This window comes from Chryseobacterium defluvii (assembly GCF_014204415.1).
In the GTDB taxonomy this organism is placed as follows: Bacteria; Bacteroidota; Bacteroidia; order Flavobacteriales; family Weeksellaceae; genus Chryseobacterium; species Chryseobacterium defluvii_A.
Genome location: NZ_JACHLE010000001.1, coordinates 1661529 through 1676686, shown reverse-complemented (window position 1 = coordinate 1676686; position 15158 = coordinate 1661529). Strand labels below are relative to the sequence as shown.

Here is a 15158-nt window from a genome sequence, read left to right as displayed (position 1 = left end):
AAAACATAAGCTGGTTTATTTCAAACATCTTTTTCTTAAGCTAAAAAACTTTATCTTTACTCCCTAAATAATATTAAAATGAGAAAAATAATCCTTCCTTTTATATTTGCAGTGATGATATCTGTACCGGTTTCAGCACAGCAAACAACTGCTGCTCCTGCAAAGACAGAAGCTGTGAAATCCAAACTGACACCTAAGGAAGTAATTGATAACTATCTTAAAGCTTTGGGCGGAAAAGATAAATTGGAAGCGGTGAAATCTACCATCACTGAAAATACAGTTTCCGTACAGGGTATGGAAGTTGCCATGTCTACTAAAAAGATGGGAAATAAATTCAGATCCGAGCAGTCGGTAATGGGGCAGACAATGACCCAGCTATTTGATGGTGAAAAGGGATATTTTGATCAGATGGGGCAAAAAATGGATATCCCTGCAGATAAAGTTGCCGAGCTTAAGAAAAGCAAAGTGATTGATGCATTAGACTATGATCCTGCTAATTTTCAAACAGTGAATATTGAAAAAATTGACGGCAAGGATTATAATGTGTTATCTTCAGATAAAGGAAAATACTATTTCGATGCTTCTACCGGGTTATTGTATAAATCTGCTTCAGGAGAGGGGACAGCTGTAATCAAGAGCTATATGACCGTAGACGGATTAAAATTCCCTTCAGAAATAGAAGCGGAAGGAAACGGACAGCAGGTAACGATCAAAACTACAAAAATTGTTCTCAATTCAGGAGTTACCGATGCCGATTTTAAATAAATACAGAACTTTTCAAATACTATGAAGCCGGGCTATGTCCGGCTTTTTTGTTGAATTAACAAATTTAGCTCAAATTCGACTTAAATTTAACTCAAATTTAACTAAAAAGCGAATAATTTCATTTCTTACCGTAGTGAATAATTGATAATTTTGATTCCGAAAATAAAATTAATTGCATGAGAAAAATTCTTTCATCATTTGCGTTGATATTTTTAGTATCCGTAAATGGCTTCGCACAGAATATCCCTTCAGATCCTTCTGTACGAATGGGTACACTTTCTAACGGAATGAAGTACTACATCAAAAAAAATGTAAAGCCTGAAAAAAAAGTAGAAATGCGTCTTGCTATAGATGCGGGTTCTATTTTAGAAGATGACAACCAACAAGGGTTAGCTCACTTCATGGAGCATATGAATTTCAACGGAACTAAAAACTTTCCCGGAAACAAATTGGTGGATGCTTTGGAATCCATAGGAATTAAATTCGGGCAACACCTTAATGCATATACCAGTTTTGATGAAACGGTTTACATGCTTCCTGTTCCTTTAGACAAGCCAGGTAATTTAGATACCGGTCTGAAAGTAATGGAAGACTGGGCTTTCAATGCACTTCTTACCGATGAGGAAATTAACAAAGAAAGAGGAGTGGTTTTGGAAGAACTTCGTTTAGGATTAGGTCCGGATAAAAGAATGATGGACAAATGGTTGCCAAAAATGATGTACAATTCTCTTTATGCGAAAAGGCTTCCGATCGGGAAAAAAGAAATTTTGGAAAATTTTAAACCAGATGTGTTAAGAAAATTCCACAAAGATTGGTATCGCCCGGATCTGATGGCGTTGGTTGTGGTAGGAGATATTAATGTAGATGAAATCGAACAAAAAGTTAAAGCTAATTTTGGAAAATATAAAAATTCAGCCTCTTCAAGAAAGCGAAATGTTTTTGATATTCCCAATCACAAAGAAACATTGGTTTCTATTGAAAATGATCCTGATGCTACAGGCTCAAGCGTTCAATTTGTGATGAAAGATACTGAAAACTACACTCCGGATATAACTGTGGCGGATTTCAATAAAAGTATTTTAGACAACGTTGTTTCAACCATGATTAATAATCGCTACAATGATATGGTGGAATCCAATAATCCGCCATTCACTTTTGGCTATGTTTATCACGGTGGATCCTGGGGAAGAACCAAAGAAGCATTCCAGGGGTATGCAATGACGAAAGAAGGAGGTCAATTGGATGCTTTAAAAGTTCTTTTGGAAGAGGTAGAACGAGCCAATAAATTTGGGTTTACTGCTTCGGAATTGGAAAGAGCAAAAACTGAATTGCTATCCCAATATGAAGAATCTTATAACAACAGAGATAAAACCGAAAGCGGAAGATTGATAGGTGAATATGTAAGAAATTTCTTGGAAAAGGAATCTATTCCGGGTATTACCTGGGAGTACGAACAATACAAAAAAGAGCTTCCGAATATTACTTTGGAACAAACCAACAATGTTTTGAAAAACTATGTAAAAGAGGATAGCAGGGTTATTGTAATTACCGGACCCAAAAAAGAAACAATAAAATATCCTACCGAAGCTGATGTATTAAAGGTCTTCTCTGACTTGAAAGTGGCGAAAATAGAACCTTATCAGGAAAAGAAAGCCATTAAAAGTTTGGTACAGCCATTCAAATCAACCGGAAGTATTGTTAAAACAGAAACAGACAGCAAATTAGGAACTACAAGCCTTACTTTAAGTAACGGAGCAAAGGTTACTTACAAAAAAACAGATTTTAAAGATGATGAAATTATGTTTTCTGCAAGAAGTTTAGGCGGAACTTCTCTTCTTTCTGACGCTGATGTTTTGAAAACACAACACGCTTTTGCTGCTTTAGCTGAAGCAGGTGTTAACGGGCTTACCCAAAATGATGTAACCAGATATTTAGCAGGAAAGCAAGTTTCTGTAAACCCGGGGATCAGCAATTTATTCGAAGGATTTACAGGAAGATCTACCAAAAAAGATTTTGCAACCATGATGGAGCTTATTTATTCTTATTTCACAGGTTTAAATAATGATCCGGCAAGTTTCAATGCTTTTAGAACCAAACAATCGGCTTTCTTAGACAATATGCTTTCAAATCCTCAGTTCTATTTCATGAACGAGCATATGAAATATATGAACCAAAAAAACCCAAGATTCACCAATATTATTCCTTTAAAAGAAGATTGGGACCAAACGGATTATAATAAAGCATACAATATCTATAAAGAAAAATTTGCTAATGCCGGTAACTTCCATTTTTATTTTGTAGGAAATATTGAAGAAGAAGCTTTTAAACAATTGGTAAGCCAGTATATTGCAAGTTTGCCGACAAAAGGAACAAATACTACATTTAAAGATGTTGGATACAGACAATTAAAAGGTGAAATCAACAGAACCTACAAAAAAGGAAAAGACCCAAAAAGTATGGTTCAGATTACCTACTCTGGTGAGGCTCCATATAATGAAAAAGAGGATCTTGCATTAAGAGCTTTAGGAGGAGTAGTAAAAATTAAATTAACAGAGCAATTGAGAGAAGAAGCAGGAGGCGTTTATACTACAAGCGCTAATGGTAGTATGGGTAGAATTCCTTATTCGTCTTATTCTTTCAGTATGCAATTTCCTTGTGGCCCTGAAAATGCGGATAAATTGACTAAGATAGCACTAGGTGAATTGGATAAAATCATTAAAAAAGGACCAGAGCAAAAGGATTTAGATAAATATAAAGAGGGAGAACTTAATGATTATAAAACCAGACTAAAAGAAAATAATTACTGGCTTAACCAAATCTCTCAACCTCAATTGGACGGAAGAGATAAATATACGTTCTTGAATTTGGAATCCGCTTTTGCTAGTCTTACTACCGCAGATTTACAGAATGCTGCGAAAAAATATTTGACCAAAGATAAAGTAGTTGCGACTTTAATGCCGGAAGACGGCTGGGAAAATGCTAAAAAAGAAGAAGCAAAACCAGCAACAGCAGGAGCTGTATTAACGAAATAAAGGTAATTATTCCAAATAAAAAACCGCAGAGTATTCTGCGGTTTTTATTTTATGTAAAGTTCTCAAACTCTTACATTCTTAAACTCAATTAAGAGCCGTATTCTTTTTTCCATTCATCAGCAGCATCACTCAATACCGAGTAAAAATCTTCCCCGTACTTTCTGATAAGAGGGGTTTTCAGAAATTTATATACAGGAACCTGCAGTTCTTTTCCCAGGGCGCATGCATCACTGCAAACAGACCATTCGTGGTAATTCAGAGCCGTAAAGGCAGAATATTCCGTAATACGGATAGGGTAAAGATGGCAGGAGATGGGTTTCTGCCAGTCGACAGCACCGTCTTCGTAAGCCTTTTCTATCCCGCATTTGGTGATTCCGTGTTCATCAAACGTTACGTAGGCACATTCACGGTCTTCCACCATTGGGGTCACGTACATCCCGTCAGAAGGGTCGGTTGTCCATGTTCCCTGCTCTTCAAGGGCTTTTATCCCTTCTTTGGTAAGGTAAGGCTTTATATCATCAAAGATGCGGTCTAAAATTTCAAGCTCATTCTTATCTAAAGGAGCACCTACATCTCCTTCCACACAACATGCCCCTTTACATTTTGTAAGGTTGCAGACAAACTCCTCGGAAAATATCTCCTCGGAGATCAATTTATCATCTATCTGAATCATAATCTTTTAAAATAATTGAAAATAAGTACCTGCTTTAAAGGTAACCAAACTCATAATAATCAGCCATAAGCAGGCCTCCTGCATCCAGTATTTAGGCAGAAACCTTAGCATCCTGCTCAATATGATGCTTGCGGGGAATGCCAGAAGCAGCAGATACTGATAGCTTTTATTCATATAAAGAATAATAGTGACCAGCTGAGCGAGGGAAAATACCAGCAGAAAAGTATATTTATACCTGCTTACAGGACTCTTTTTATTATAATTGCTGAAATGGTCATAAACAGCATAAATAAGCATCAACAGGATCGGGATCAAAGGAAAAAGGCTGGTGTAATCCGTCACAAACCTCATTTTTCCGAACGGAAAATAATCCGTATTCCAAGACGTAAACCTGAAGAAAAACATAATGGAAAAATAACTGAGTGCTATTAAAATTACTCCCAGCAGAAACCTGAAAAGATTGAGCCCGATCCTTTCCGAAGTCGCTACAACATGGATGATCACAAATACGGCCATAGGCCATGTGGTAGGAAGAAAAATAAAATTTAATGCGACAATGGATCCTACCAAAACGTAGGATTTTTTACGGAGATCCTCATCGGTACTGGTCAACAGCATTAAAATGAACGAATTGGTAAGGAGTGCCACAGCAATTCCGATATCTAAACTACCGGGATACAGCCCGAAAATAAAAAAGGTGTATAAAAATAACGGCAGATGAGTCTGATAATTAAGCGCTATCGTATGAAAACAAAAATAAGCCAAAGCAATCCCCAGGAATGTAATTCCGGCAATGATTGCTTCATAAGTATTGAAATTCAGTATGTTAAATATTATTACTATTAAAAGAAGGAAACCAATATAAACCGGGATTGAAAAAATATTGCTTTCTTTTGAAAGTAATTTAAACATTTTTTATAAATTTGTGCAAAGTTAATTTAAAAAAGGAAAATAATGACGTCTTTCTGGTTATTCTTAAGTAAAGTTTTCAAATGGTCTTTCGGTTTTTTCGAGCTTTTGGGAAACACATTAAACTGGATTTTATTTATCGTTTGCTGTGTATTGTTTACTTACTGGTGTTATGTATTGGTGGTTACACTGGGTGGCGATAAAGACAAAGACTATCATTCTCCTACAGAAGGAAAAAATCCTTACTACGATCCTAGGATCTATAAAAAAGAAGGTTAATTAATTGGTTATATAGTAAAAAACCGATCAAACAATTTGTCTGATCGGTTTTTTTATTGATGATTAAAATTTAATTTACTGTATCAGTCATGGATCGGAAGTACCAGGACCGGGACCGGAGAGCTTTTCGTTAACCCTTTGGTCAGACTTCCTACAAATACATCATAGATTCCGCTTCTTCCATGAGAGCCCATGACAATGTAATCGGCATTTTTAGCTTTGGCATATTCCAGAATAATATCTTTGGCAATGCCTTGTTTTAAAAGGTGTTCACAATCTACATCCTGGGCAATGATCCTTTGTTCGATCTTATTCAGCTGGACCAGCTCTTCCCTGATCTCGTTTTCTTCCACCTCCGGGAAATACTGGAATCCCATATCCCCGATGGCAAAACCAATATCCGAAGGAGCAACATGAATAAGAAAGATCTTCCCATTGACCTGTTTTGCAAATCTGATGGCGCCGTCTATAAGCGGTTCTGTCTTGTCCCCAAAATCTACGGGTAATACAATATTGATCATAACCTTTAATTTTGTTATTTAAAGATATGAAAAAATTGTCAGATTTTATGTTAAATTAATTATAATATTCTGATATCAAGAACTTTCTCATGATCAAGAAAAGCTTCCAGAATATCATTCTCTTCCACTTTTCCAACCCCCTTCGGAGTCCCCGTAAAAATAAGGTCACCCACGCGTAACGTGAAATATTGAGAGACAAAAGCAATGATATCATCAAAGGTGAAGATCATATCTTTCGTATTCCCGTCCTGAACGATATCCTTATTTTTTAATAACGAAAATGTCAGGTTATGGAGATCGTAATTTTCTTTTTTAAAGAAGCTTCCCACTACGGCAGAACCGTCAAAACCTTTGGCCAGTTCCCAAGGCAGGCTTTTGGATTTAAGTTCATTTTGAAGATCTCTTGCCGTGAAATCAATTCCCAGTCCTATTTCGTCGTAATGCTTATGGGCTGAATTTTTCTGAATGTATTTTCCGCCTTTTGATACCTTTACAACAACTTCCAGTTCATAGTGGACATCATTGGAAAATTCAGGAATATAAAAATCATTTCCTTTTAAAACCGCAGTATCGGGTTTCATAAAAATAACAGGACTTTCCGGGATCTCATTCCCTAATTCTTTAGCATGCTCGCTGTAGTTTCTTCCTATGCAGATGATCTTCATAATCTAATTCTTAATATAATATGGATTGCTTTGTCGTTCTGATGAGCAGAGAATTTCTCTTAATATTCTTAATCATTAAAATTTCAGCTGAGATTCTTCATTCCGCTCTGCTTTATTCATAATGACAAGCCTGAATATAATTTTTAATGGGTAAAGCCATTCCCGCAATGATAGCAGACAAATTTATGGCTGGTTAAAATAGAAATTCCAAAAAAGCTGGTCGCACTGTCGTCCCTGTAGATGTGGTTGGAGCCGCATTTCGGGCAGACAAAATCAAATTCAGGATTATGGATCGTATGCTCAGCTTCCAGAGAAAACTCTTCATTGTCTTTATAATCCTGCAATACCTGTTTTGCTTTTTCCATATCTTCTTCAAAGACCTGGAGCTGGATTCCGCCCACCGCCTGAGAAAGCAGCCAGTCTGATTGAATAAGCTGTTCATTGGCAATAAAACTATTGATGCCGCTTTCTGCAAGGATCTGTTTATCCCTGTTGGCTTCAATGGCATTTTCATAAAACTTGAAACGGACCAGATTCGACATATCTTAAAATAATTTTCCGGATAACTGAATTTTTGTAAAAACTTTCTTGGTATACAGCGGGAATTCGGCATTTTGCAGCCATCCGAAATACCCCAGATCCTTCTGGAAAACCGCCTTTACGCCCTGTCCTTTATACTTCCCGAAGTTGAAAACTTCCTCCATTTTTTCATTAAAGCCTATAAAACCTGCCAGATCCGCATTTTTATTATAGAAGGTATATTCACTTAATGCCGCTACTTCATTTGGGATATCATCATATTTGCCCACCTGCGCATCCAGAACCTCAAAAGTAGCCATTACATCTGCCTCTGCAGAATGGGCATTTTCAAGAGTTTTTCCACAGTAGAACTGATAGGCAGCCCCGAGATTCCTAGGCTCTTTCTTATGGAAAATCGTCTGTGCATCAACCAATTTGAATTTGCTCAAATCAAAATCAATTTCGGCACGCAGAAGCTCTTCGGCTAAAACAGGAACATCAAACCTGTTCGAATTAAAACCGCCAAGATCAGCTCCTGAGATCATTTCCATGACCTTTGGGGCAATAGTTTTGAAGGTAGGGGCGTCTTTTATATCCTCATCATAAATGCCGTGGATCTGGCTTGATTCCATAGGAATCGGCATTTCAGGGTTTACACGCCATGTTTTGCTTTCCCTGGACGCATCAGGATTTACTTTTAAAATGCAGATCTCAACGATCCTGTCCTTTCCGATATTGGTACCGGTGGTTTCCAGATCAAAAATACAGAGAGGTTTATGGAGTTTTAAATTCATTTTTTTGTTAATTATAAGGGGTATTAGTTATAAGTTAAGAGTTATGAATTATGAGTTATTGGAAGTGCAGATCGGACTTATAACTTTTAACTCATAATTCATAACTCATGTAAGTTGTTTTTGAAATATTAAGGATATTAAAATATAATAAATGATCACCATCGGAATTCCGACAGTTTTAAAAATAATTAAAATAATAATGGAACCTATTAATAAGGCCAGTTTGGGATAATTGTCCTGCAGTTTCATGGATTTGAACTTCATTGCGATCATTTTTATAGGGCTGATCAGGAACCATGAAGAGATGATGGTCAAAACAATTAACAGGCCGGCATTGTTGAACAGAAATTCAAAACTCCGGTTTTCTTTGAAAGCATAATACAAACCAAAGATCAGGATCGTGTTGGAGGGTGTATTCAGGCCTTTAAAATAATATTTCTGTTCCTCATCCAGGTTAAAGATAGCCAGCCTTAAACAGGAAAAAAGAGTGATGAGTAAACCAAAATATTTGATCTCAAGAGGAAGACTCAAGCCTGAAAATTCATTGCCAAAAGGTTCAAGGACCTTATATATCGTTAATCCCGGAACAAAACCAAAGCTCACCATATCCGCCAAAGAATCCAGCTGAGCTCCCAGATTGGAATTGGCTTTCAGGGCCCTTGCCACGAACCCGTCAAAAAAATCCAGAACCAGTGAAAGGATAATGCATACCGCCGTAATCTGATAATCTCCCAGAATAAGATGGATCGCCCCTATACATCCGGAAAATAAGTTACCCAGAGTGATGGCATTGGCAAGATTATTTTTAATAAAATTCATGACAACAAAAGTAAAGAATAGAATTTACATTTCAGGATTACTTATATTTGCTTTATGAAAAATTTAAGCTTATTTGAGAAAATCATTTCCGTGATTCTCTTACTGACGGTGATCTATGCCATTTATGTCTTCTTTACCGACAGCTCATATTTTGATACCCTTGTGGAAGAAGACGGTTTTTATGAGAATCTTACCTCGGCTTTTTTATTTCTTACCAGTTTTACCCTTTTATTCAAATTCTTTAAATATCAGAAATATTACGGGGCATTATGGAAAGTAGGTGTTTTGCTGATGGCTTTGGGAATGTTTTTTGGCGGAGGGGAAGAGATCTCATGGGGACAAAGGATCTTTAATGTTCAGTCCTCAGAATTTTTCAAAGAAAATAACGCACAGCAGGAAACCAATCTTCATAATATGGTGGTAGGGGATGTAAAACTGAATAAGCTCATATTTTCTAACCTGATGTCTATCTGTTTCGGGATCTACTTTTTAGTATTGCCTATTCTGTGGAACAGGTCTGCAAAAATGAAAAAACTGATCGATACGTTTGGGATATCTGTTGCAAGGCCTGTACATATCTATATTTTCATTATTATTACGGCATTGATACTGGCACCTATCGATCACTCCAGAAAATGGGAGATATGGGAATATGCTTTTGCCCTTATTATGTTCCTGATCGTTTACAACCCGCTGAATATGAAAGAGATTTTTTCTGGAGAAAAAAATAGTTAATTAGAATGTTCAGTTAATCAATAAAAATGAATTAAGAATCTGTTTAAATATTATTTCTACCTTTAATTTTTAGTATTATTTTTTTACTATTAAATTAAACATACAGTTTGTCATGCTGAAAGCATCTCTACACAGTGTAGATTCCTTTGGAATGACAAGCTGAATTCCACAACAAAAATAAGAGGAATAATCTAAGTGTATTTTATTGCATGACCCTGTAAACATAATGAATTTTCCTTTCGGAGTAGTTCTTGGACTTCGTTCCTTCTTCATTATCATCAAAGGTATCCACGTATGTTAACTTCCAGCCCAGCTTTTCAAGATTCTTGATAAATTCCGGCTGATTGGTATTCATGGCTACATAAAACACCTTTTCTTTGGGGAATGTTTTCGGGTCTTCCGTTTTTATTTCAGGCATGATGTCCAGATACCTGAACCATACCTCAGGAGAATATTCCGAATAGCTGTATAATTTTGTCCCTTCCTTCTGTATCTGATCCTTAATAAGGGTCAGGCTTTTAAAATTCTGATTATTACTGAGCATCTTATCCAAAACAGGAATCCCAAACAATCCGGTTGCCGCCATAAGGAAAACCACCGAGTAAAATGCCTTCTCAAAGCTTCTCTTTTTGTAAATAAAATAAAGCAGTCCCACTGATGCCATAAGAGCAGATATTGAAAACAAAACTGTATAAATGCTGATGCTTTCCAAAGGGAGAAAATAAACTCCTGCAGCGATGGCAAATGCCACAACAGCAAGAACGGTAAAGATTGTTTTGTTGAGATTCAGTTCCCATCTCTTTAATTCAATACTCTGAAACAGATAATATAAGTAATATCCCGTTGTAGCAGCTAAAGGAACCATCATCGGGAACAGATAGCGTTCTTTTTTAGAGGGAATTAAAGAAAGCAGGATCAGTGAGAATAAAGTCCAGTAAAAGAACAGCATATAGATCTTAGGTTGGTCTGTTCTCTTTTTGATCATCGGGAAAATAAGCCCGATAACACTGTACAGGATCCATACACCTGTTTGAACCGGAAAACTCAGATATCTTGTGAATGGCTTTACATCTCTGTTTCCTCTTGCCGTTGCCTCCTTTTCCATAATAGCCAGGAAAGTGTCAGGATCTGCCGTATAAATATAGATATACCATGAGAATCCGACCAGAATGGTTACAATGGCACACAAGATAATACCTCGTATTTCTTTCCATTTCGGCCATCCGAAAACGATCACATATCCTATATAAAGCGGGATTAATAAAACATAAGGCCCGGTAGGCCCCTTGCTTAATACCGAAAATCCGAATAAAACCCCGGCGAACAGATAATTGGGAATAGTCTTGATATCCTTTAAAGCCAAAATAAAATAATAGATCCCGATCACCATGAAGCTGTAGCTGTAAATATCCCAGTTAGCCCTTCTGCCCACATAAATAACCAGGAAATTGGTCACCAGAACCATCGAAGAAATAAATGCAAGACGTGTATTACTGGAAAGAAAATTAACGATCTTATAAAAATAAATGACCAGAAGAAAAGTAGATAGAGCAGCCGGAAACCTTAAAGCCCCGATATTCCGGAAGCTGAAAATTTCCCCCATCCAGGCGCTCAGCCAGGTAGGAAGAGGCGGCTTTTCATATCGTGGAAGGCCATTCATTGTTGTAAATATCCAATGCCCTTCATCCGCCATTTCCCTGGCCGAAACAAAATTCCGGGCTTCCATGATATCTACGTACAATTTGCCGAGATGGGCAAAAAGCAATATGGCACCTACGACGAGCAGTAAATAATACAAGGACCTTTGCTGGGTTTTCATACGATCATATTTTTGCAAAGATATTTAAAAGCTTTATTGAACCTTTAAATATCTTTATGGTAATCTGAAATTTCAGTTATCTTTGCAAATATTTTTAATCTATGAATCCAGACAGGTTTTATTCGGTAGTCGTTCCGCTTTATAATGAAGAAGAAAATGCTCCTTTGCTTATTTCTGCCATTGAAAGCGTTCTCAAAAATTATCGTTACGAACTTATTTTGGTTGATGATTTTTCAACCGATAAAACGGTAAAAGTCATTAAAGATATAGCCGCTCCCCATGTGGTTCTCATAGAACTGAAAAAAAACTATGGACAGAGCTCAGCGTTAATGGCAGGGATAGATTACGCAACAGGGGATTATATCATTACAATGGACGGGGATATGCAGAATGACCCTACTGATATTCCGATGATGGTGGATAAGCTGGATGAAGACGGATATGATCTTGTGATCGGGAAACGCCAGAAAAGACAGGACAATCTTTTAAGAACCTTTCCTTCTAAAGTGGCCAACTTTATTATCAGAAGGACCACCAAGCTCAATGTAAAAGACCACGGTTGCGCATTGAAGGTTTTCACCAATGAAACGGCCAAGAATCTCGATTTATATGGCGAATCTCACAGGTTCATTACACTTCATGCCCATATCAACGGAGCAAGAATTGCCGAAGTTCCGGTAAAACACCATGCAAGGCAGTTCGGGGTTTCAAAATACGGGATCGGAAGGACCACCAAAGTGATCAACGATCTTATCCTTTTGCTTTTTAATCAAAAATACCTGCAGAAACCTATTTACCTGTTTGGGAATATCGGGATTGTGGCATTTGCCTTAGGAATGCTGATCAATGCTTACCTTTTAATCGTAAAAATTTTAGGATATTCCATAGGGGGAAGGCCTTTGCTTATTTTAGGAATTCTTCTGGTTTTTGTAGGGATTCAGCTTTTTACCACGGGAATCATTATAGACCTGCTGATGAAAACATATTATGAATCCCAGAAAAAACGCCCGTTCAACATCCGGAAAATTTCTACTTTTTGAAAAGATTCAGAAAAATAGCGATAACTTCCCTTAAAATAGGTGTCAGCCTGCTATTGCTGTATTTTGTGTTCAGGAAAGTACCCTTTTCAGAAGTCTGGGAACTTATTAAGACCAGCAAATATCATTATCTGGTTATTGCTTTCATTGCATTTGTTGTTTCTCAGGTGATTTCATCCCAAAGACTTTTGCTATACTTTCATGCCAATCATTTTCTTATCCATAAGATCGATAACCTGAAGTTGTATCTGATAGGGATGTTCTACAATTTTTTCATTCCCGGCGGGATAGGCGGGGATGCCTACAAAGTGTATATCCTCAATAAACAGTTTCAATGGAGTGCTAAAAAGCTGACAAAATCTGTGTTCTGTGACAGGCTTTCCGGCCTGCTGGCGATTACCGTATTAATAGAAATATTAGCATATCCTTTACTTCCCGGGTATTACAAATTAATGATCATCCCGGCAGTCATCATTACTATAATGGTTGCCAGAATATTCTTTATGAAATTCTTTCCGGAGTTCAAAAGAATATTTTACAGTACCTTGCTGTATTCTTTGGGAGTACAGGTCTGCCAGCTGCTTTCGATCTATTTTATTTTAAGGTCATTTGCACAGATCGAAGAAGTCTGGATCTATTGCATTGTATTTCTCATCAGTGCGGTGTTGAGTGTGATTTCTTTTTCGGGAATAGGGGTGAGGGAGTGGTTATTTATGAAAGCGGCCCAATATTTTACATTCAATGCGGATGTTTCTGTATCTACAGCCATGATTTTTTCTTTTATTACGGCAATTGTTGCTTTGATCGGGATTGGCTTCCAACTAAGGAAATTTTCAGTTCGGCTTCAAAATTCTTAGTTTAACAGGTGTTTAATTTTGAAATTTGGTATGTGTATTGTTATATATGCCTTGGATAATAAAAATTTTTGTTTGTTTAAAATTAATTTATATTTTTAGCAAAAGATAGACAACGAAAATATTTTATTGAAAATTAAACTATAAGAAATATGAAAAAATTATTATTAACATTCGTGCTTTCGTTATTCAGTGTAATGTCTTTTGCACAAATTGAAGGTAAATGGAGAACCATAGATGATGAAACCGGGAAACCTAAATCTATTGTTGAGATTTTTAAGAAACCAGATGGTAAATACTATGGGAAAATTAACCAGCTTTTGATAAAGCCGGAAAATAACAATTGTGTAAAATGCAAGGATGACCGTAAAAATAAACCCTTGTTAGGACTGGAAATTATCAGGGGATTATCCAAAGACGGAAATGAATTTGGGGGAGGTACAATAACCAATCCGAAAGATGGGAAAACCTATAAAACAGAAATTGTAAGAGATGGGAATACCCTGAAAGTGAAAGCACTTATCTTAGGAATTGCGGTTAAAACCCAGACGTGGCATAAAGTAGATTAATTGATTTAAAAAAAATAAATCAGATAAATAAGGCATCTCCCTACAGGAGATGTCCTTTTTATTATGTCAATAATAAAAAATCACTATTTTTGTACTCTAATTTTTCAAAAAAATATGGCAGAATATACTTTTCGTGAGGTAATTGCACAGGCAATGAGCGAGGAAATGCGTAAAGACGAATCCATTTATTTAATGGGAGAGGAAGTTGCAGAATATAACGGTGCATATAAAGCCTCAAAAGGAATGCTGGATGAATTTGGCCCTAAAAGAGTGATCGATACCCCGATTGCGGAATTAGGTTTTACCGGAATTTCGGTAGGAGCAGCAATGAACGGGAACAGGCCGATCGTAGAATTTATGACCTTCAACTTCTCTTTGGTGGGGATTGACCAGATTATCAATAATGCAGCAAAGATCCGTCAGATGAGTGGCGGGCAATGGAACTGCCCGATCGTATTCCGTGGCCCTACTGCCTCTGCAGGGCAATTGGGGGCTACCCATTCCCAGGCTTTTGAAAACTGGTTTGCCAACTGCCCGGGGCTTAAAGTAGTGGTTCCTTCCAACCCTTATGATGCCAAAGGATTATTAAAAACTGCTATTCAGGATAATGATCCGGTGATCTTCATGGAATCTGAGCAGATGTATGGAGACAAAATGGAAATTCCGGAAGAAGAATATTATATTCCTATCGGAAAAGCAGATATTAAAAAAGAAGGTAAAGATGTTACTTTGGTTTCTTTCGGTAAAATTATGAAGTTGGCTATTCAGGCTGCTGAAGATTTAGCGAAAGAAGGGATCTCTGTAGAAGTTATCGATTTGAGAACAGTTCGTCCTTTAGACTTTGATACTATTTTAGCGTCCGTTAAGAAAACAAACAGACTGGTTATTTTGGAAGAAGCATGGCCGTTTGCTTCCATCTCTTCTGAAATTACCTATATGGTACAGCAGAAAGCTTTCGATTATCTGGATGCCCCTATTAAGAGGATTACTACTCCGGATGCCCCTGCGCCATACTCTGCTGCATTATTTGCAGAATGGTTCCCTAAACTTGAAAAAGTGAAAGAGGAGATCAAAAAAGCGATGTATGTAAAATAATTATAGAAAAAAACTTCCGAAAGGGAGTTTTTTCATTTATTATATTCATGAAGAAAAATGCTGAGGGATGTAA

The 15158-nt window shown here is 36.9% G+C and carries 16 protein-coding genes; 8 read left to right on the top strand and 8 right to left on the bottom strand.

What is annotated here, in order from left to right:
- Positions 1-78: 78 nt before the first annotated feature.
- The gene (locus HNP38_RS07665) at positions 79-765 is read left to right on the top strand and encodes a LolA family protein (RefSeq protein WP_184187021.1); all 687 of its coding nucleotides are present in this window, start codon (positions 79-81) and stop codon (positions 763-765) included.
- A gap of 176 nt (positions 766-941) precedes the next feature.
- Entirely contained in the window at positions 942-3797 is a 2856-nt protein-coding gene (locus HNP38_RS07660) for a M16 family metallopeptidase (RefSeq protein WP_184187018.1), read from the top strand.
- Positions 3798-3885: 88 nt separating this feature from the next.
- On the opposite strand, the gene HNP38_RS07655 is transcribed toward HNP38_RS07660, so the two are convergent.
- Both HNP38_RS07655 and HNP38_RS07650 read right to left on the bottom strand, forming a co-directional pair.
- Positions 3886-4470 carry a DUF3109 family protein gene (locus HNP38_RS07655; RefSeq protein WP_184187015.1) on the bottom strand — a complete coding sequence of 195 codons (585 nt, stop codon included), beginning with the start codon at positions 4468-4470 and terminating at the stop codon, positions 3886-3888.
- 6 nt (positions 4471-4476) lie between these two features.
- Positions 4477-5382 (bottom strand): DUF6427 family protein, encoded by a 906-nt coding sequence (locus HNP38_RS07650; protein WP_184187010.1) that lies wholly within the window; start codon positions 5380-5382, stop codon positions 4477-4479.
- Positions 5383-5424: 42 nt separating this feature from the next.
- On the opposite strand from HNP38_RS07650, the gene HNP38_RS07645 reads away from it, so the two are divergent.
- The gene (locus HNP38_RS07645; protein WP_184187007.1) at positions 5425-5658 is read left to right on the top strand and encodes a DUF6341 family protein; all 234 of its coding nucleotides are present in this window, start codon (positions 5425-5427) and stop codon (positions 5656-5658) included.
- A gap of 83 nt (positions 5659-5741) precedes the next feature.
- Here the strand turns inward: HNP38_RS07645 and HNP38_RS07640 are convergent, their stop codons facing one another.
- From HNP38_RS07640 to HNP38_RS07620, 5 genes are all read right to left on the bottom strand, one after another.
- Complete coding sequence (locus tag HNP38_RS07640) at positions 5742-6179, bottom strand: universal stress protein (RefSeq protein WP_184187004.1); 438 nt, start codon at positions 6177-6179, stop codon at positions 5742-5744.
- A gap of 59 nt (positions 6180-6238) precedes the next feature.
- Positions 6239-6844, bottom strand: a complete 606-nt coding sequence (locus HNP38_RS07635; RefSeq protein WP_184187001.1) for a fumarylacetoacetate hydrolase family protein — start codon at positions 6842-6844, stop codon at positions 6239-6241.
- Positions 6845-6987: 143 nt separating this feature from the next.
- Positions 6988-7386, bottom strand: coding sequence for a DUF2007 domain-containing protein (locus tag HNP38_RS07630; protein WP_184186998.1), 399 nt, complete (start codon positions 7384-7386; stop codon positions 6988-6990).
- Positions 7387-7389: 3 nt separating this feature from the next.
- On the bottom strand, positions 7390-8157 hold the full coding sequence (locus HNP38_RS07625; protein ID WP_184186995.1) for a 3'-5' exonuclease: 768 nt from the start codon (positions 8155-8157) through the stop codon (positions 7390-7392).
- A 105-nt stretch (positions 8158-8262) separates the two neighbouring features.
- Positions 8263-8976 carry a CDP-alcohol phosphatidyltransferase family protein gene (locus HNP38_RS07620; protein WP_184186992.1) on the bottom strand — a complete coding sequence of 238 codons (714 nt, stop codon included), beginning with the start codon at positions 8974-8976 and terminating at the stop codon, positions 8263-8265.
- 54 nt (positions 8977-9030) lie between these two features.
- Here HNP38_RS07620 and HNP38_RS07615 point away from each other — a divergent pair, with 54 nt between their 5' ends.
- Positions 9031-9711 carry a hypothetical protein gene (locus HNP38_RS07615; protein WP_184186989.1) on the top strand — a complete coding sequence of 227 codons (681 nt, stop codon included), beginning with the start codon at positions 9031-9033 and terminating at the stop codon, positions 9709-9711.
- 202 nt (positions 9712-9913) lie between these two features.
- Here the strand turns inward: HNP38_RS07615 and HNP38_RS07610 are convergent, their stop codons facing one another.
- Positions 9914-11530, bottom strand: a complete 1617-nt coding sequence (locus HNP38_RS07610) for an ArnT family glycosyltransferase (RefSeq protein ID WP_184186986.1) — start codon at positions 11528-11530, stop codon at positions 9914-9916.
- 101 nt (positions 11531-11631) lie between these two features.
- Here HNP38_RS07610 and HNP38_RS07605 point away from each other — a divergent pair, with 101 nt between their 5' ends.
- The 4 genes from HNP38_RS07605 to HNP38_RS07590 all read left to right on the top strand — a co-directional run bounded on the left by HNP38_RS07605 (position 11632) and on the right by HNP38_RS07590 (position 15085).
- Positions 11632-12570, top strand: coding sequence for a glycosyltransferase family 2 protein (locus HNP38_RS07605; RefSeq protein ID WP_184186983.1), 939 nt, complete (start codon positions 11632-11634; stop codon positions 12568-12570).
- Positions 12567-13424, top strand: a complete 858-nt coding sequence (locus HNP38_RS07600; protein WP_184186980.1) for a YbhN family protein — start codon at positions 12567-12569, stop codon at positions 13422-13424. Before HNP38_RS07605 ends, HNP38_RS07600 begins: the two co-directional genes overlap by 4 nt.
- A 149-nt stretch (positions 13425-13573) precedes the next feature.
- Positions 13574-13990 carry a DUF2147 domain-containing protein gene (locus HNP38_RS07595; protein WP_184186977.1) on the top strand — a complete coding sequence of 139 codons (417 nt, stop codon included), beginning with the start codon at positions 13574-13576 and terminating at the stop codon, positions 13988-13990.
- A 114-nt stretch (positions 13991-14104) separates the two neighbouring features.
- Entirely contained in the window at positions 14105-15085 is a 981-nt protein-coding gene (locus HNP38_RS07590) for a pyruvate dehydrogenase complex E1 component subunit beta (RefSeq protein WP_184186974.1), read from the top strand.
- Positions 15086-15158 lie beyond the last annotated feature (73 nt).

Excerpts from the sequence above, each read along its gene's own strand:
- HNP38_RS07665 (WP_184187021.1), top strand. The coding sequence starts at position 79 with ATGAGAAAAATAATCCTTCCTTTTATATTTGCAGTGATGATATCTGTA.
- HNP38_RS07660 (WP_184187018.1), top strand. The coding sequence starts at position 942 with ATGAGAAAAATTCTTTCATCATTTGCGTTGATATTTTTAGTATCCGTA.
- HNP38_RS07655 (WP_184187015.1), bottom strand. The coding sequence starts at position 4,470 with ATGATTCAGATAGATGATAAATTGATCTCCGAGGAGATATTTTCCGAG.
- HNP38_RS07650 (WP_184187010.1), bottom strand. The coding sequence starts at position 5,382 with ATGTTTAAATTACTTTCAAAAGAAAGCAATATTTTTTCAATCCCGGTT.
- HNP38_RS07645 (WP_184187007.1), top strand. The coding sequence starts at position 5,425 with ATGACGTCTTTCTGGTTATTCTTAAGTAAAGTTTTCAAATGGTCTTTC.
- HNP38_RS07640 (WP_184187004.1), bottom strand. The coding sequence starts at position 6,179 with ATGATCAATATTGTATTACCCGTAGATTTTGGGGACAAGACAGAACCG.
- HNP38_RS07635 (WP_184187001.1), bottom strand. The coding sequence starts at position 6,844 with ATGAAGATCATCTGCATAGGAAGAAACTACAGCGAGCATGCTAAAGAA.
- HNP38_RS07630 (WP_184186998.1), bottom strand. The coding sequence starts at position 7,386 with ATGTCGAATCTGGTCCGTTTCAAGTTTTATGAAAATGCCATTGAAGCC.
- HNP38_RS07625 (WP_184186995.1), bottom strand. The coding sequence starts at position 8,157 with ATGAATTTAAAACTCCATAAACCTCTCTGTATTTTTGATCTGGAAACC.
- HNP38_RS07620 (WP_184186992.1), bottom strand. The coding sequence starts at position 8,976 with ATGAATTTTATTAAAAATAATCTTGCCAATGCCATCACTCTGGGTAAC.
- HNP38_RS07615 (WP_184186989.1), top strand. The coding sequence starts at position 9,031 with ATGAAAAATTTAAGCTTATTTGAGAAAATCATTTCCGTGATTCTCTTA.
- HNP38_RS07610 (WP_184186986.1), bottom strand. The coding sequence starts at position 11,530 with ATGAAAACCCAGCAAAGGTCCTTGTATTATTTACTGCTCGTCGTAGGT.
- HNP38_RS07605 (WP_184186983.1), top strand. The coding sequence starts at position 11,632 with ATGAATCCAGACAGGTTTTATTCGGTAGTCGTTCCGCTTTATAATGAA.
- HNP38_RS07595 (WP_184186977.1), top strand. The coding sequence starts at position 13,574 with ATGAAAAAATTATTATTAACATTCGTGCTTTCGTTATTCAGTGTAATG.
- HNP38_RS07590 (WP_184186974.1), top strand. The coding sequence starts at position 14,105 with ATGGCAGAATATACTTTTCGTGAGGTAATTGCACAGGCAATGAGCGAG.